Source organism: Bradyrhizobium sp. WD16, assembly GCF_024181725.1.
GTDB lineage: Bacteria > Pseudomonadota > Alphaproteobacteria > Rhizobiales > Xanthobacteraceae > Bradyrhizobium_A.
Map to the genome: position 1 here is coordinate 1028754 of NZ_CP028908.1, position 17499 is coordinate 1046252.

13 protein-coding genes and 1 tRNA gene are annotated in these 17499 nt (G+C 66.2%); 7 read left to right on the plus strand and 7 right to left on the minus strand.

Going from position 1 to position 17499, the window contains the following annotated elements:
- Positions 1–28: 28 nt before the first annotated feature.
- Together DB459_RS04795 and cpdR are read right to left on the minus strand one after the other, a co-directional pair.
- Positions 29–103, minus strand: a tRNA-Val gene (locus DB459_RS04795).
- Between the two features lie 141 nt (positions 104–244).
- Positions 245–604, minus strand: coding sequence for a cell cycle two-component system response regulator CpdR (gene cpdR / locus DB459_RS04800; protein WP_253711791.1), 360 nt, complete (start codon positions 602–604; stop codon positions 245–247).
- 199 nt (positions 605–803) lie between these two features.
- Here cpdR and DB459_RS04805 point away from each other — a divergent pair, with 199 nt between their 5' ends.
- Positions 804–1691 (plus strand): N-formylglutamate amidohydrolase, encoded by an 888-nt coding sequence (locus DB459_RS04805; protein ID WP_253711792.1) that lies wholly within the window; start codon positions 804–806, stop codon positions 1689–1691.
- 668 nt (positions 1692–2359) lie between these two features.
- Positions 2360–3139 (plus strand): histidinol-phosphatase, encoded by a 780-nt coding sequence (hisN, locus tag DB459_RS04810; RefSeq protein WP_253711793.1) that lies wholly within the window; start codon positions 2360–2362, stop codon positions 3137–3139.
- Positions 3140–3206: 67 nt separating this feature from the next.
- Here the strand turns inward: hisN and DB459_RS04815 are convergent, their stop codons facing one another.
- Entirely contained in the window at positions 3207–4373 is a 1167-nt protein-coding gene (locus tag DB459_RS04815; protein ID WP_253711794.1) for a BBP7 family outer membrane beta-barrel protein, read from the minus strand.
- A gap of 229 nt (positions 4374–4602) precedes the next feature.
- Positions 4603–5535: a LysR substrate-binding domain-containing protein gene (locus DB459_RS04820; protein ID WP_371926864.1), complete on the minus strand. Its 933-nt coding sequence runs from the start codon at positions 5533–5535 to the stop codon at positions 4603–4605.
- Positions 5536–5761: 226 nt separating this feature from the next.
- Here DB459_RS04820 and DB459_RS04825 point away from each other — a divergent pair, with 226 nt between their 5' ends.
- Positions 5762–6529, plus strand: a complete 768-nt coding sequence (locus DB459_RS04825) for a sulfite exporter TauE/SafE family protein (protein WP_253711795.1) — start codon at positions 5762–5764, stop codon at positions 6527–6529.
- A 10-nt stretch (positions 6530–6539) separates the two neighbouring features.
- Here DB459_RS04825 and DB459_RS04830 read toward each other — a convergent pair whose 3' ends face one another.
- Both DB459_RS04830 and DB459_RS04835 read right to left on the minus strand, forming a co-directional pair.
- Positions 6540–7178: a LysE family translocator gene (locus tag DB459_RS04830; RefSeq protein WP_253711796.1), complete on the minus strand. Its 639-nt coding sequence runs from the start codon at positions 7176–7178 to the stop codon at positions 6540–6542.
- Positions 7179–7209: 31 nt separating this feature from the next.
- Entirely contained in the window at positions 7210–8157 is a 948-nt protein-coding gene (locus tag DB459_RS04835) for an alpha/beta hydrolase (RefSeq protein ID WP_253711797.1), read from the minus strand.
- Positions 8158–8439: 282 nt separating this feature from the next.
- Between DB459_RS04835 and DB459_RS04840 the strand changes: the two genes are divergently transcribed.
- Positions 8440–8901 (plus strand): Hsp20 family protein, encoded by a 462-nt coding sequence (locus DB459_RS04840; protein WP_253711798.1) that lies wholly within the window; start codon positions 8440–8442, stop codon positions 8899–8901.
- Between the two features lie 112 nt (positions 8902–9013).
- On the opposite strand, the gene DB459_RS04845 is transcribed toward DB459_RS04840, so the two are convergent.
- Complete coding sequence (locus DB459_RS04845) at positions 9014–9787, minus strand: PepSY domain-containing protein (protein ID WP_253711799.1); 774 nt, start codon at positions 9785–9787, stop codon at positions 9014–9016.
- 445 nt (positions 9788–10232) lie between these two features.
- Between DB459_RS04845 and gltB the strand changes: the two genes are divergently transcribed.
- The 3 genes from gltB (at position 10233) to DB459_RS04860 (ending at position 17495) form a co-directional block, all read left to right on the plus strand.
- Complete coding sequence (gene gltB / locus DB459_RS04850; RefSeq protein WP_371926865.1) at positions 10233–14960, plus strand: glutamate synthase large subunit; 4728 nt, start codon at positions 10233–10235, stop codon at positions 14958–14960.
- Positions 14961–14983: 23 nt separating this feature from the next.
- Complete coding sequence (locus DB459_RS04855; RefSeq protein WP_253711800.1) at positions 14984–16435, plus strand: glutamate synthase subunit beta; 1452 nt, start codon at positions 14984–14986, stop codon at positions 16433–16435.
- Between the two features lie 256 nt (positions 16436–16691).
- Positions 16692–17495 (plus strand): hypothetical protein, encoded by an 804-nt coding sequence (locus tag DB459_RS04860; RefSeq protein WP_253711801.1) that lies wholly within the window; start codon positions 16692–16694, stop codon positions 17493–17495.
- Positions 17496–17499: the final 4 nt, after the last annotated feature.

Here is a 17499-nt window from a genome sequence, read left to right on the forward strand (position 1 = left end):
CGAAGGCCGCGAAAAAGATGCCGGGGAATGGTGGGCGCGACAGGGATCGAACCTGTGACCCCTACGATGTCAACGTAGTGCTCTCCCGCTGAGCTACGCGCCCGAACCGTACGATAGGGTGGCGTCCCTATATCGGCTCGAACCGGCGCTGGCAAGACGGGCCTGCGGTCGGTCCGGGGCCAATCTTGGGGACGACCGGGCGGGCCGTTCGGCGCGGAACGCCCCCTGCGAGCCAAATGGCGGCTCAGGCCGCCAGCATCTTGTTCACTTCGCTCACCAGCTCGCGCAGGTGGACGGGCTTCGACAGCACCTTGGCATTCTTGGGAGCCTCCGAATCGGAATTCAGCGCCACCGCGGCGAAGCCGGTGATGAACATGATCTTGATGTCCGGATCGAGCTCCGAGGCGCGGCGCGCCAGTTCGATCCCGTCCATCTCCGGCATCACGATATCGGTGAGGAGCATCTCGAACGGCTCCTCCCGCAGGCGCTGGTAGGCGGACAGGCCGTTATCGAAGGAGGAGACCTGATAACCGGCGTTTTCCAGTGCCTTGACCAGGAACCGGCGCATATCGTTGTCGTCTTCGGCGAGGAGGATCTTGTGCATAGCGTCTGGTTGGCCCGGTCCGGAATCAAGAGAAATGCGGCGACCTCATTAACCCGGACGAGGGTAAATTTGGGGTGAAGGCGAACCGCGGCGAAGCCGGAGGATTGAAAAACAATACCTCCAAACCGGAATAAAACCTGCAACTTCGGCACCAAAATGTGCTGTCATTGCCGGCGCAGCAAGAGGGCCGCACCCCGCCATGACGCGATCCGACGACGAGCCGTCGTCCCCCTTCGAGATCATCGAACCCGCCAGCTGGCGGGCCCCGATCATCTTCAACTCGCCCCATTCCGGCGCGGCGTATCCGCGCGCCTTCCTCGACGCCTCGCGCATCGACCTCGGCACGCTGCGCCGCTCGGAAGATTCCTTCATGGACGAGATGATCGAGGGGCTGACCTCCGAAGGCTTCGCCGTGGTGCGAGTGCACTTTCCACGCTCCTTCGTCGACGTCAACCGCGAGCCCTACGAACTCGACCCACGCATGTTCGACGGCCGGCTGCCGAGCTTCGCCAATACCCGCTCGATGCGGGTCGCCGGCGGACTTGGAACCATTCCGCGGGTGGTCGGCGACGGCCAGGAGATCTACCGCGACCGCCTCAGCGTCGAGGACGCCCTGCAACGAATCGAAAGCCTCTACAAACCCTACCACCGCGCCCTGCGCCGCCTGATCGGCTCGGTCCATGAGCGCTTCGGCGCCGTGGTGCTGGTCGACTGCCACTCCATGCCCTCGACCGGCATCTCGCGCGACGAGCCGCGGCGGCCGGACGTGGTGATCGGCGACCGTTACGGCACGAGCTGCGCGGCGCAGCTGCCGCAGACGATCGAGGAGGCGCTGACCGCGATGGGCTATACGGTCGGCCGCAACAAGCCCTATGCCGGCGGCTTCATCACCGAGCATTACGGCAATCCCGCCAGCGGGCTGCACGCGGTGCAGATCGAACTCAACCGGGCGATCTACATGGACGAACGGCGCCGGGAACGCACCGAGCGCTTTGCCCAGATCACGGCGGATTTCGCGGCGCTGGCGCGCGCGATTGCCGCCGTGCCGCTCACCATGCTCGGGCCGTTCGAGGCCGCCGCCGAATAGCGACACGACCGACCGAAAGTCGACACCGGCACACGTAAGTCCGGCCGAGGGCAAGGAAATAGCGGCGGCGAACCAAACGGCATAGAAAAAGGGCCGCCTGCGAAAGCAAGCGGCCCAAGTCTAGGGAGGAAACGCCCAAGGAGGGCAGCGATAACGCGAAGCGCTATCGCACCGCAACAATATGCGGCCGCAGCGCAAAAAACGCAAGGATTATTGGCGCCGTCGATTATGCATTTTTTGCATGACAGCTCTGCCGTTCATGCGCCCAGTATGATCGATATTTCCATGCAATATCAGTCACTAAGCTATGTACGCCCCTCTCTCGTTACCTGCCGAAATCACCCAAAAGCCACCCAAAAAATGAATCAATAGTACTGTCTGATCGATCAATCGGACAAAGCTATGAACGCAGAAATCTTTCACTCCGCGCTCGCATTCGAGAAAATTCGAAACAGGAAAGCTGCTTGTTGCCGGTCGACCGGGCTTGGGCTCGCGCGGTGAATCTGACGTTCGTATCAGCCTTGCAGCGAATTCGTCGTACGTGCGTCAAGACGGCGAGGCGGCGAACCGGCGCCTTGCCTGCTATGACCGGACTTGTTGTCACGCCGGTTTGGGCAGACAGATTGGGGCGGAGCGCAGCCGGAGCGGGCGCGCAGGGAGTGCCTTAGATGGTCATCGATTTCACGGCGTTTCTCGACCGCCTCGCCTCGGCCTCGGGAGAAACCATCCTGCCCTTCTTCCGCACCTCGCTCAGCGTCGATAACAAGAACGACGGCCGGGACCTCGATCCGGTCACCGAGGCCGATCGGGCCGCGGAGGCGGTGATGCGCCGGCTGATCAAGGCCAATTTTCCACAGCACGGCATCGTCGGCGAGGAATTCGGCGATGAACGCCCCGACGCCGAATATGTCTGGGTGCTCGATCCGATCGACGGCACCAAGTCCTTCATCTCCGGCCTGCCGATCTGGGGCACGCTGATCGCGCTGATGCATCATGGCGTGCCGGCCTTCGGCATGATGCATCAGCCCTATATCGGCGAGCGCTTCAGCGGCGACGGTGGCGCGGCGAGCTACAGCGGGCCGTCGGGCAAGCGCAAGCTCGCGGTGCGGCGCTGCGCCGGCCTCGCCGAAGCCACGATCTTCACCACCAGCCCGCGACTGATGAATGGCGCCGACCGCGCGCAGTTCGAGAAGGTCGAGGCCGAGACGCGGTTGTCGCGCTACGGCGGCGACTGCTACGCCTACTGCATGCTGGCGGCCGGCCATCTCGATCTCGTCGTCGAGACCGAACTCAAGCCTTATGACATCGCGGCCCTGGTCCCGATCATCACCGGTGCAGGCGGCATCGTCACCACCTGGGAAGGCGCCCCGGCCCAGCACGGCGGCCGCATCGTCGCCGCCGGCGACCCGCGCGTCCACGAAGCCGCGCTCAAGCTGCTCCAGAGCTGAAAGAGACGGCCGCCGCGCAGATGCCGGGGTCGGAAGCGGGCGCAAGAAACCGGACCGGCCGTCACATTCAGAATGAATACTCCACGCCGACAGTAGCTCCTTGAAACAGTATCGCCGCCCCGCAGTTGACGCCAAGCGCACGCACGCCCGACGCAGTCGTCAACGTTTCCTGGATCTGTCCCGGCGCCAATGCAACGCCATCGAGCCATAGCGCTGCGTAACCTGCTTTCAGCGCCAGCCCGTCAATCACCCGATATTTCACCTGCAGATTGGCTTCGCCGACGAAGGCGGCATGGTTGGCCGTGGCGCTCGATGAATACACGACCTTCTGAAGGCTGACCCCTGTCGATTGCTCGGCATTGTTCTCGAAAATTCCGATCTTGATCAGCCCGTCGAGCGAAAAGCGGCCAAGCTCCAGTATCTTTCCGGCCAGGCCGACTTGGACGCCGTACAGGTTGTTCGTCGTGCTCGTATTCCAAAAGGGGGGATAATTTCCTGCCACCGTCCCGCCCGGCGTAACCTGAAAGAGATTGCAACCAGGACACGTCGACTTCCATGTCGGTGCGGTAAGATCTGCGGGGGTCAACGCCCCCTGAAGACTGTCATTTAGCTGCAGCCAGCGAAATCCGGCCAGGACGGTCACCCGGCTGGAGAGAGTGAACCGTCCGCTGGCCTCGGCGCCATAAAGACTTGTCGTCGAATTCCACACCATGGACTGGTAGGGAAAATCCTGAGTTTGCCAGAAGATGCCCGGCGCCTTCATGACCAGCCAGGCCGGGGGACTGTCGGGACCAATGGAACCGGTGGCGCTCTGATCGAAGATATTGAAGAACGACAGCTCGGCACCGTAACCGGATGGGTCATGATAAGTGAGGGCGACCTTGGGTCCGGCGGAGAAACCCTGTCGAAACTGATTGCTGTTGAAGACTTCGGCGCCGGAGGCAGTTGAAGTTGCAAGAAATGGCACGACGCCCGCCACGCGCTCGACGAGCGTTCGATTGACGCCGCCCGTGCGCGCCAAGGCGATCGCCTCGGCCGAGATGGTCCACCGCGGATTGCGCTCCGGCCGGTTGACCGCCATCGGCGAGACGACGGAGGCGCCCCCGTCACCATCCAACGATTTGCCGGTCAAACTCGCCTGGTCTTCGGCCGATGCCGCGATCGGCAGGAACAGCGCGGCGAAAAGAGAATGGAACAAACGGGTCGCGGCACAGCCACGTTTACGACGGAGCAATCCAAAACGAGTTCTCATCGCCTGACCGTTGATCCAGTTGCGTCCTTTTCAACAAAGGCAAGCGGAACGGGTAACAAGGGCGTCGAGAGCGAGAGAGCGCGGCGCCGGCGACTGCGTCAACAGATACTATACAGATTTAAATAGCAGCGCCAATCTGCTACTCGCAAAGGAGAAACATCGCCGACGCGATCGTCAGATTCAGGCCGAGAGCGCGTCCACGAAGCCGCGCTCAAGCTGCTCCAGAGCCGAAAGAGACGGCCGCCGCGCGCAGATGTTCGGCGAACTGCCGCGCCGGGCGCGGCAAGGCGCGGAAGCTGCGGGCGCAGACGACCAGCCGCCGGCGGGCGAACGCATCGCGCAGGCGCAGCCTCTCGATCTTCATGGTCTGGGCGGCGCGGTCGGCAGCCTGCTGCGGCACCACCGCAATGCCGACGCCTGCCTCCACCAGGCGGCAGACCTGATCGAAAGCCTTCAGCCGTGCCCGCAAATGCAGCCGGCGGCCGAGCAGCGCCGCCTGCGCGGCGATGTGATCCTGCAGCGCCGCGCCTTCGGCGAGACCGACGAAATCGCGCGCTGCGACCTCGGCAAAGCTGACCGAGCGGTGAGCCGCGAGCGAATCGCCGATCGGCACCACCAGGGCCAGGTGATCCTCGCAGAAGGCGAAGGCCTCCAGTTCCGACGGCACGGCGCGATCGATCGCGACCCCGAGTTCCGCGCCACCGCTCGCGATGATCTCGCCCACGCGCGCGCTCTGCAGTTCCTCGACAGCGACGGTCAGACCGGGGTGACCGCGCAGGAAGGCGGCGAGCGGCACGGGCAGATGCTCGGACAGCCCGGCAGTATTCGCCAGTAAGCGGATCTCCGCCGTCGCGCCTCGGCCGTCGGCGGCGAACTCCCCCTTGAGCGCCGCGATGCTGCCGAGCACGCCGCGGGCATGGGCGAGCAGCGTCTCGCCGCTCGCTGTCAGTTCGACGCCGCGCCGCCGCCGGTGCAACAGCGCCGCGCCGAGTTCCGCCTCGAGGCGCTTGATGCGGGCACTGGCGGAGGCAAGCGCCAGGGCACAATGAGCGGCACCGGCGGTGATGCTGCCCCGTTCGGCGATGGCCACGAACAGCCTCAGATCGGTGAGATCGAAATGCATGGCTGCCGCCTCCGTCGTCATCTGACCTCTCTGCCTTCGTCCAGAACGAAGGCTGCGCGCTAGTGTGTCGTCTCGCAATTGCCTACCGCCTTTGCGGCAAGCCTCTCGTAAGCAATTGCGAGACATAAGCCACACTAGCAAAAGCGGAACACCAGCCTTCGCATCATCCAGATTGTAAGGCCGTGACGCATCGGTCAATCTGCGCCCCTTGCCGCTCGTTCCCTGCCGGAATCCCAAGACCCTCGCCATGCCAACATCCCTGCACGTCATGATCGCGCTCGCGCTGCTGCTGGCCGGCTTCGTCAAGGGCGTGCTCGGGCTCGGGCTGCCGACGGTGGCGATCGGGCTGTTGGCGACAAGAATGCCGCCGGCCCAGGCGCTCGCCATCGTCATCGTGCCGGCGATCGTCACCAATATCTGGCAGACCTTCGCGGGCCATTACCTGCGCGACATCGTGCGGCGGCTGTGGCCGCTGATGGCCGGCACGCTCGCCGGCATCCTGCTGGGCGGCGGCTTGATGACCGGCCCCTATGCCCGCCTCGGCACGCTCGTGCTCGGCATCCTGCTGATGGTCTATGCGATCATCGGCCTGCGACAGCTTCATTTCACCGTGGCGCCGGCGCACGAAAAATGGGTCGGCGGCATCGTCGGCCTGATCACCGGGGTGATTTCGGCGGCGACCGGCATCCAGGTGATCCCCTCAATGCCGTTCATGCAGGCGATCGGCATGGAGAAGGACGAACTCGTGCAGGCGCTCGGGGTGTTCTTCACCACCGCGACGCTCGGCCTCGCCTTCAATCTCACCGATGCCGGCCTGCTCGGCGCCGCGACCGCGCTGCCCGGCTCCATCGCCATGGCAGGCGCCTTCATCGGCATGGCGATCGGCCAACAGGTCCGCGGCCGGATGAACGCCGTGACTTTCCGGCGCTGGTTCCTGATCGCGATGATCCTGCTCGGGCTCTATCTCGCCGGCAGCACCGTGATGTCCCTGATCTCCACGCCGCACGCCGGCTGAAACGCGAGACTCACTCGGCCAGGGCCACCCGCACCCCGAGCCAGATGAACAGCGCGCCGAGAGCGCGGTTCACCCCCTGCACGAGCGCCGTCGAGCGCCGGGCCCGTGCCGCGGCCCTGCCCGTCGCCACCGCCAGCCCGATATTCCACAAGGTGCCGAAGACATCGAACCACAGGCCGAGAAGGAGGAAGCCGAGCGCCTTGAAGGGCGCGCCGGCATCGACGAACTGCGGCAGGAAGGCGAGGAAGAACAGCGCCACTTTGGGATTGAGCGCGTTGGTCAGGGCGCCCTGGCGAAAGACCTGCCCGAGATCGGCGGCAGGGGGCGGCGCCGCCTCGCCCGCCGGGTGCGCCCGCGCCAGCAGCATGCGCAGGCCCATGATGCACAGCCACGCCGCGCCGAGCAGCTTGACCGCCATGAAGCCGGTTGCCGAGGCGGCAATCAGCGCCGACAGGCCGGCGGCCGCGGCAACGATATGGACGAGACAGCCGGCCCCGACACCGAGCGCCGCGGTAACCCCGCCGCGCCAGCCGAGCTGCAGGCTGCGGCCGGCGACATAGGCCGCATCGGGACCAGGTGTGATGTTGAGAAGCAGGCCGGCGGCGACGAACAGCCAGAAGTCATGAATGCCGAGATTCTCGAGAGTCATAGCCTCTCCGGTCCTCCACCTGAGCCTTTAGCTATTTGAACAGCGGCGTGCCCGGCACGAAGGCGTCGAACGCCGACCAGAAGAGCTCCCGATAACGGTCCTGCTCCTGGAGGATCTCGTGGCGGGCGCCGGGAATGACGAGATGGCTGCCGGCGCGCAGGTGATAGGCCAGCTCCTCGATCGCCGCGGTCGAGACGATGGTGTCGTTGCCCGCCGCCAGCATCAGGATCGGCTGATGGATGCGGGCGGGAAAGTCCACGGCCCTGAAGTCGTGCATGGTGCGGAAGGCGGTATCCGCCCAGGCGATCGTCGGCGACGCGATCCCGAGCGCCGGATCCTCCTCGAGGATTGCGGCGTTGCGGGTGTAGCGCACCGGATCGCCGGTCACCGGATTGGCGGCGAACGGACCGGTGCCGACGATATCGTTGTTGCCGCCGGGCACATAGCGCCCGCCCAGACCGGCAAGACGCATGGTCAGCAGCAGCGTGCGGACCGGAAATGACGTGCGCCGCCCGGGCAGGTCGATCATCGGCGCGGTCAGCACCATCCGGTCGAACCAGCGCTTGCCGGCATGGGCGAGGCGCAGCATCACCGCGCCGCCCATGGAATGGGCCAGCGCGAAGAACGGCGGCGGACAATCCGGCAGCACGACCTGATGAATGAACGCCTCGACGTCGATCTCGTAATCGGAGAAACGGCGGACATATCCCTTGCGCGGGTTCCTCAGCCCGCGCGACGACCGGCCCTGGCCACGCCAATCGATCATCGCCACGGCGAAGCCGCGGTCGCGCAGATCCTGCACCGTCTCGAAATACTTCTCGATGCATTCGCCGCGGCCGGTGAAGACACAGACCGTACCCTTGCGGCCCGCCGGCGGCTCCCAGCGGGCAAAGCGCAATTCGACGCCGTCGGGAGTCTTGATGGTCCCGCTGACAACGCCCTCCGGCGCCGGGTTGGCGGGAATCGAAACGAGCGTCATGGCAATGGCCCGGAGCGGAAAACAGCTGTCAGGGAAGGCATTCGGGAGCGGATACCGGCGCGCGGACAACCCCTTGAAGGCCGCGCAGACCCTCCCATATCAGGTTCGTGCAGGCCTCTCCAGTGCGGTGGATCTGACGCTCGTACCAGCACAGCGCGGCGAATCCTTCGTACGAGCGTCAGATCCACCGCACCAGGTTGCACAAGACGAAAGCCCGGCCGTGACGGCGGGCGGTCGGGGATACTTGCTCCCCTGGGACTTGCTCAATTGAGGAGAACCATCATGCGCACGTTTGATCTTGCCCCCTTCTATCGTTCCACCATCGGTTTCGACCGGCTGTTCAATCTGCTGGACCAGACCAGCGCCGACTCCGCGCCGGGTTACCCGCCCTACAACATCGAGCGAACCGGCGATAACGCCTATCGCATCACCGTCGCTGTCTCCGGCTTCTCGCAGAACGAACTGTCGATCGTCGCGAAGGAGAACACGCTGACGATAAAGGGTGAGAAAGCCTCCAGCGAGAACAAGGCCAGGTCCGAAGTGCTCTATCGCGGCATCGCCGCCCGCGCCTTCGAACGGGTGTTCCAGCTCGCCGACGACGTCCAGGTCAGGAATGCGTCGCTCGAGAACGGGCTGCTGCATGTCGACCTGGTCCGCGAGATTCCCGAGGCCAAGAAACCCCGTACCATCGCGATCGCGAACGGTTCGGCCAGCGCCGCGCCGCAGGTCGAGAAGGCCGCGTAAGCCGACCGCGATCCGGGGTCGCCGGGATCCCCCGCACCGAATTCGATCGAGCGCCCCGGTCCGCCGGGGCGCTTTTCGTTGTCCCGCGCCTGCTGTCGGCGCGCCCGGCGACCTATTCGAAGCCCTGCACCGGCGGCATCTCCTGGGTGGGCTGGAGCTGCAGCGTGGGCGGGGCGGGTTTCGCCTCGGCCGGTTTGGCGTCGGCCGGGCGGACTTCCGCCCGGGCTTGAGCTGCAGCCTGGGCGGCGGCCGGCGGCACCGCGGCGGCTTTCGGCTCGGGCCGGGGGGCCGGGTTCGCGGCCGGCGTCCGGCTGGCGACCCGCGGGCCGGCATGGGGGATCGGCAGCGGCGGCCGCAGGTTGCGGACGCTGGCCCGCTGCACCGGCGACGGCAGGCCGGGCGAGCCATAGGTTCCGACCACCTCGTCCTCGGCGATCTCGGCAGGCATGAAGCGCAGGATCCGACCGGTATGGGCATCGACCACCACCCGACCGTCATCGCCGTCAGGGCTGATCGCCGAAACGGTGTAGACCCAGCGCCGCCGGACCGGCTGGCCAAGCGGCTCGAAACCCCTCGCCTGCAGGATCCGCTCGACCTCGAACGCCGGCACCGCTTCCTCTATTACCACCGGCTCCCGCCAACCGCGCGGCGGCGGCGCATAGGGACCCGGATCAGGCGGCGGCGCGAGACCCGGCACTTCTCCGACCCGGATCTCGTCGACCACCCGCACGGCGGCGACCACGCCATCCGCTGCAGCTCCGGCCGCGGCCCTGACCAGCCCCTCGCCCGGCATCTCGGCATGCGCCGCGGACGCGCCCACCAGCGTTGCCGCCAGCACCCCGCCGGCTGCAGCACGCGCCAAAACTCCCGCGAAAGAACGCCTCATATCCCGCTCCTGTTACCCTCGTCCCCGGTCATCCGGGCGTCGTTGACCGCCCACCGGGCGACGGCGTTAACCTTGCGGCGGAATGGGGCGCGGCTTGGACGCAATCGCGGCGCGACGCTGCCAAACCGGGGCGCAAGCAGGGCAGAAATGCTTGCATTGGCAGGGACTCTCACGCGCTTGTGTGATAGAAAAAAATTTGGCAAGGTCAGCGCTAGGACAGCACGGCTGTCCCATTTTTCCGGGCAACCGGCTTTCCGTCGACGACGCGGCGACGGAGGGGATGGGCAGAGGTCGGCCCGACACGGCAGGCATCTAGAAAAGCGTCTCCTGAAATGGCTCGCCCGGTGCGATGCGGTATCGAACTGGTGCCGCCGCGCCGAAGCTGCGCCGGAAAACGTAAAAATGACGCCTCGCGACGGGGATCGCGGAGGTGCGAGAGGGTGACATGAGCGAATCCAGTTTCGAGCACGACGTTCACGGTGCAATGGCGCTGTCGACGGACCGCGATTCGAAACCGGCCGCTCCGCTCGAACACACGACCCGGCCTGCCGCCGCCGGCCTCTACGACCCTGCGCTGGAAAAAGATTCCTGCGGCGTCGGCTTCATCGCCGACATCAAGGGCCGCAAGTCCCACAAGATCGTCAGCGACGCGCTGAGCGTGCTGTGCAATCTCGAGCACCGCGGCGCTGTCGGCGCCGATCCGCGCGCCGGCGACGGCGCCGGCATCCTCGTGCAGATTCCGCACGCCTTCTTCAGCCGCAAGGCCAAGGAGCTTGGCTTTGCGCTGCCCGCCCCCGGCAAATATGCCGTCGGCGCGCTGTTCATGCCGCGCGAGACGGCCTGGCGCGAGGTGATCAAGAGCATCATCGCCAAGCAGATCAAGGCCGAAGGCCTGACCCTGCTCGGCTGGCGCGACGTGCCGACCGACAACTCCTCGCTCGGCGAAACGGTGAAGCCGACCGAGCCCAACCACATGCAGGTCTTCATCGCCTGCGAGGACTGCAAGGACGAGGAAGAGTTCGAGCGCCGGCTCTACATGGCGCGCAAGAGCGTCTCCAACGCCATCTATCAGCGTCGCGAGCGCACGCTCAGCGGCTACTACTTCGTGTCGTTGTCGTGCCGGACCGTCGTCTACAAGGGCATGTTCCTCGCCGACCAGCTCGGCAAGTACTATCCCGACCTCAGCGAGCCCGATTTCGAGACGGCGCTGGCCCTGGTGCATCAGCGCTTCTCGACCAATACCTTCCCGACCTGGTCGCTGGCGCATCCCTACCGGATGATCGCCCACAACGGCGAGATCAACACGCTGCGCGGCAACGTCAACTGGATGGCGGCGCGCCAGGCCTCGGTGTCGTCCCAGCTGTTCGGCGAGGACATCGAGAAGCTGTGGCCGATCTCCTATGAGGGCCAGTCCGACACCGCCTGCTTCGACAATGCCCTCGAATTCCTGGTGCAGGGCGGCTACTCGCTGCCCCACGCCGTGATGATGATGATTCCCGAGGCCTGGGCCGGCAATCCGCTCATGGACGAGAAGCGGCGCGCCTTCTACGAATACCATGCCTCGCTGATGGAGCCGTGGGACGGCCCGGCGGCGATCGCCTTCACCAACGGCCGGCAGATCGGCGCCACGCTGGACCGCAACGGCCTGCGGCCGGCGCGTTACCTCGTCACCAAGGACGATCGCATCCTGATGGCGTCCGAAATGGGCGTCCTCAAGATTCCGGAGGACCAGATCGTCACCAAGTGGCGGCTGCAGCCCGGCAAGATGCTGCTGGTCGACCTCGAACAGGGACGCTTGATTCCCGACGACGAGATCAAGGCGTCGCTGGCCGAGAGCCATCCCTATCGCGAGTGGCTGTCGAACACCCAGATCGTGCTGGAGGACCTCCAGGAGGCGCCGGGCGAGCGCGCGCCCTCCAACCTGCCGCTGCTCGATCGCCAGCAGGCCTTCGGCTACACCCAGGAGGACATCAACTTCCTGCTGTCGCCGATGGCGGCGCTGGGCGAGGAGGCGACCGGCTCGATGGGCACCGACACGCCGATTTCGGCGCTGTCGAGCAAGCCCAAGCAGCTCTTCACCTATTTCAAGCAGAACTTCGCCCAGGTCACCAACCCGCCGATCGACCCGATCCGCGAGGAGATCGTGATGAGCCTGGTGTCGTTCATCGGCCCGCGGCCGAACCTGTTCGACATCGAAGGCGTGTCGCGTTCCAAGCGCCTCGAAGTGCGCCAACCCATCCTGACCAATGCCGACCTCGAGAAGATCCGCTCGATCTCCGAGATCGCCGAGTCGCATTTCCGCTCGCGCACCCTCGACACCACCTACGCCGCCTCGCTCGGCGCCGCCGGCATGGAGCAGGTGCTCGATGATCTCTGCGGCCGGGCCGAGGCCGCCGTGCGCGAAGGCGTCAACATCATCATCCTGTCCGACCGCGCGGTCAGCAGCGACCAGATCCCGATTCCCTCGCTCCTGGCCTGCGCCGCCGTGCATCATCACCTGATCCGCACCGGGCTGCGCACGTCGGTGGGCCTCGTCGTCGAATCGGGCGAGCCGCGCGAGGTGCATCACTTCGCCTGTCTCGCCGGCTACGGCGCCGAGGCGATCAACCCCTATCTCGCCTTCGAGACCATCGTCGCGATGAAGGACAAGCTTCCCGCGACGATCGAGGACAAGGAGATCGTCAAGCGCTACATCAAGGCGATCGGCAAGGGCCTGATGAAGGTGATGTCCAAGATGGGCATCTCCACCTATCAGTCCTATTGCGGCGCGCAGATCTTCGACGCCGTCGGCCTGAAAGCGGATTTCGTCGCCAAGTACTTCGCCGGCACGCACACCCGGATCGAGGGCGTCGGCCTCGCCGAGATCGCCGAGGAGACGGCGCAGCGCCATGGCGCCGCCTTCGGCGAATCGCCGGTGCTCAAGAGCGCGCTCGACGTCGGCGGCGAATACGCCTTCCGCACCCGCGGCGAGGATCACGCCTGGACCGCCGAATCGGTCTCGACGCTGCAGCATGCGGTGCGCGGCAACTCGCAGGAGCGTTACCGGGCCTTCGCCAAGATCCTCAACGAGCAGAGCGAACGGCTCCTGACCATCCGCGGCCTGTTCCGCGTCAGGAGCGCCGAGGAGGACAAGCGCAAGCCGGTGCCGCTCGCCGAAGTCGAACCGGCCAGTGAAATCGTCAAGCGTTTTGCCACCGGCGCCATGTCGTTCGGCTCGATCTCGCGCGAGGCGCACACCACCCTCGCCATCGCCATGAACCGGATCGGCGGCCGCTCCAACACCGGCGAAGGCGGCGAGGAAGCCGACCGCTTCAGGCCGATGCCGAACGGCGATTCGATGCGTTCGGCGATCAAGCAGGTCGCCTCGGGCCGGTTCGGCGTCACGACGGAATATCTCGTCAATTCCGACATGATGCAGATCAAGATGGCGCAGGGCGCCAAGCCCGGCGAAGGCGGCCAGCTGCCCGGCCACAAGGTCGACGCGACCATCGCCCGGGTGCGCCACTCGACGCCCGGCGTCGGCCTGATCTCGCCGCCGCCGCACCACGACATCTATTCGATCGAGGATCTGGCGCAGCTCATCTACGACCTCAAGAACGTCAATCCCGACGGTCTCGTCTCGGTCAAGCTGGTGTCGGAAGTCGGCGTCGGCACCGTCGCCGCCGGCGTCGCCAAGGCGCGCGCCGACCATGTGACGATCTCCGGCTTCGAAGGCGGCACCGGCGCGAGCCCGCTGACCTCGATCAAGCATGCCGGCAGCCCGTGGGAGATCGGCCTCGCCGAGACCCACCAGACCCTGGTGCGCGAGCGGCTGCGCAGCCGCATCACGGTCCAGGTCGACGGCGGCTTCCGCACCGGCCGCGACGTCGTCATCGGCGCGCTGCTCGGCGCCGACGAGTTCGGCTTCGCCACCGCGCCGCTGATCGCGGCGGGCTGCATCATGATGCGCAAGTGCCACCTCAACACCTGCCCGGTCGGCGTCGCCACCCAGGATCCGGTGCTGCGCAAGCGCTTCGTCGGCCAGCCCGAGCACGTCATCAACTACTTCTTCTTCGTCGCCGAAGAAGTCCGCGAGATCATGGCCGCGCTCGGCTACCGCACCGTCAACGAGATGATCGGCCAGAGCCAGATGCTCGACCAGAACGCCCTGGTGGCGCACTGGAAGGCCAAGGGCCTCGACTTCTCCAAGCTGTTCTACAAGCAGCAGGCCGCGCCCGGACAGAAGATCTACCAGAGCGAGAGGCAGGACCATCACCTCGAGAAGGTGCTGGACCGCAAGCTGATCGGCGAGGCCCAGGCCGCGCTCGATCGCGGCGCGCCGGTGAAGATCGAAACCGAGATCAACAACACCGACCGCAGCGCCGGCGCCATGCTGGCCGGCGCGGTGGCCAAGCGCTTCGGTCATGCCGGCCTGCCCGACGACACCATCCATGTCCGTCTCAACGGCACCGCCGGCCAGGCCTTCGGCGCCTGGCTCGCGCGCGGCGTCACCTTCGAACTCGAGGGCGAAGCCAACGACTATGTCGGCAAGGGGCTGTCCGGCGGCCGCATCATCGTCCGCCCGCCGGCTGATTCCGGCGTGGTCCCCGAGGAGTCGATCATCGTCGGCAACACCGTGATGTACGGCGCGATCGCGGGCGACTGCTACTTCCGCGGCATCGCCGGCGAACGCTTCGCCGTGCGTAATTCCGGCGCCGTCGTCGTCGTCGAGGGGGCCGGCGACCACTGCTGCGAATACATGACCGGCGGCGTGGTGGTGGTGCTCGGCAACACCGGCCGCAACTTCGCGGCCGGTATGTCGGGCGGCGTCGCCTACGTCTATGACGAGGACGGCACCTTCGAGAAGCGCTGCAACATGGCGATGGTCGAACTCGAGCCGGTGCTCTCGGAGGAGATGCTCAGCGAGAACTCCTTCCACCAGAGCGGCGATCTCGAGGCCCATGGCAGGGTCGACGTCCTCGCCAACCTCACCGGCGACGATGTCGAGCGGCTGCATGTGCTGATCACCCGGCACGGCAAGCTGACCGGCTCGAAGCGGGCCGCGGCGATCCTCGCCGACTGGCCGGCGGCCCTGCGCAGGTTCCGCAAGGTCATGCCGGTCGAATTCCGCCGCGCTCTGAACGAACTGAAAAAGCGCGAATCCGACGAACCGAAGATCGCGATCGGCGCGTAACTCTCTGCGGGACAGACGTTTCCATGGGCAAGATCACTGGCTTTCTTGAAATCGACCGTAGCGACCGCGTCTATGCGCCCGTCGCCGAGCGGCTGAAGCACTATCACGAATTCGTCGTGCCTCTCTCGGAGAAGGAGCTGCGCGATCAGGCGGCGCGCTGCATGAATTGCGGCGTTCCCTACTGCCACGGCACCGGCGCGGTGACGCCGGGCACGCCCGGCTGTCCGGTCAACAACCAGATCCCGGACTGGAACGACCTCGTCTACAACGGCAACTGGGAAGAGGCCGCGCGCAACCTGCATTCGACCAACAACTTCCCCGAATTCACCGGGCGGGTCTGCCCGGCGCCGTGCGAGTCCTCCTGCACGCTGAATCTCGAGGAGACTCCGGTCACCATCAAGACCATCGAATGCGCGATCGTCGACCGCGCCTGGCAGAACGGCTGGCTCAATCCCGAGATCGCCGCGCACAAGACCGGCAAGAAGATCGCCGTGGTCGGCTCCGGCCCGGCGGGCCTCGCCTGCGCCCAGCAACTCGCCCGCGCCGGCCATGACGTGCATGTCTACGAGAAGAACGCCAAAGCCGGCGGCCTTCTGCGCTACGGCATTCCCGACTTCAAGATGGAGAAGGGCATCATCGACCGCCGCATCGGCCAGATGGAGGCCGAAGGCGTCGTCTTCCATTACGGCAAGGCGGTCGGCGGGCCCGGCGGCATCGATCCGAGCGAGCTCATCAAGACCCATGACGCCGTGGCGCTGACCGGCGGCGCGGAAGCGCCGCGCGACCTGCCGGTGCCCGGCCGCGAGCTCGACGGCATCCATTTCGCCATGGACTTCCTGCCGCAGCAGAACCGCCGCGTCGGCAACGAGCCGCTCGGCGACGTCCGGGAGATCCTCGCCACCGGCAAGCATGTGGTGGTGATCGGCGGCGGCGATACCGGATCCGACTGCATCGGCACCTCGAACCGTCACGGCGCGAAAAGCGTGACCCAGCTCGAGATCATGCCGCAGCCGCCGGAGAAGGAGAACAAGCTGCTGACATGGCCGAACTGGCCGATGAAGATGCGGACCTCCTCGAGCCATCAGGAAGGCGCCAAGCGCGAATTCGCGGTGCTGACCCAGCGCTTCTCCGGCAGCAACGGCAAGGTCGAGAAGCTGCATTGCATCCATGTCGACAGCAAGATGCAGCCGATCGCCGGCAGCGAGTTCGCGCTCGAGGCCGACCTCGTGCTGCTCGCCATGGGCTTCGTCCACCCGGTGCACGAGGGCCTGCTCAAGACGCTCGGCGTCGACCTCGACCCGCGCGGCAACGTCCGGGCCTCGACCGGCGACTACAAGACCTCGGTGCCGAAGGTGTTCGCCTCGGGCGACATCCGGCGCGGCCAGTCGCTGGTGGTCTGGGCGATCCGCGAGGGCCGGCAGTGCGCCGCCTCGATCGACCAGTTCCTGATGGGCGCGACCAACCTGCCGCGCTGAGCGCGAAGACCGAGACGACAGATCTAGGCCGCCCGCAGGGGCGGCCTTTTTCGTTGCACCGCGATCTGCCCAGCCACGCGCGATCGCCCGTCGGCGCACCGCGCTGTCAGCGATCGATCGCAATCGCCGTGATATCGTGGGTTGCGGCTCTGGTTCGGCGCAATGCCGCGGCTCGTGGGACGACATCACTGAACCCGCACCGGATATTCGACGTCAAAACCATGAGCTGCTATCTTCTTGTCCGCGGAGCGAGTTGATGGACGACGATCAAACATCCCCGGATCGCGGTGTCGCCAAAGGCCCGTGGGGCGCGCCGCGGATCGCCCCGCCGCCGCACCCGCCTCAGGCCGCGCCCGGCCCGGTCAAGGATGTGTCGCGCGCCGCCCGTCACCGGATCGGGCTGTCCTCGATATTGTTTGCGGTGCTGATGGTCGCGCTGGTCGGCGGCCGCGCCTATAAGGATCTGTCGCGGCCGGAGGCCTGGGCCTACTGGCGCGACGCCTATCTCTCGCCCAGCCTGAAGTCGTCGGTCGCCGACGTCGAGATCGACGGCCGAAAGCGCGTGACGCTGGCCGTCAGCGGCAAGATCGGTGCGGCCGCGGCCACCTGGTTTCGCACGGCGCTCGACGACGCCAAGCTCTCCGCCGGCGACGTAGTGGCGTTGTCATCGCCGGGCGGCAATCTCGATCAGGCGCTCATCATCGGTGAAATGATCCGCGCCCGCGGCCTTGCCACCGCGGTCGGCACAATCGACAGCCTGGGACGGCTCACGCCCTCCTATTGCGCCAGCGCCTGTGTCTTCGTCTTTGCCGGCGGCAAGCCCCGCCTCGGCCTCGATGGCTCGAAGCTCGGCGTCCACCGCTTCACAACAAAGGCGTCGGGATCCGATGCCGTCGCCGACGCCCAGCGCACCACCGGCTTCATCCTCAGCTACATGACGCGGATGGGGGTGTCGCCGTCGATCCTGGAACTGATGACCGCCACCGGCGAGATTCGCTGGCTGAACGAGGCGCAGGCGACCGACCTCGAGCTCGTCACCGAACCGCTGCCGCGATCCTGACAAC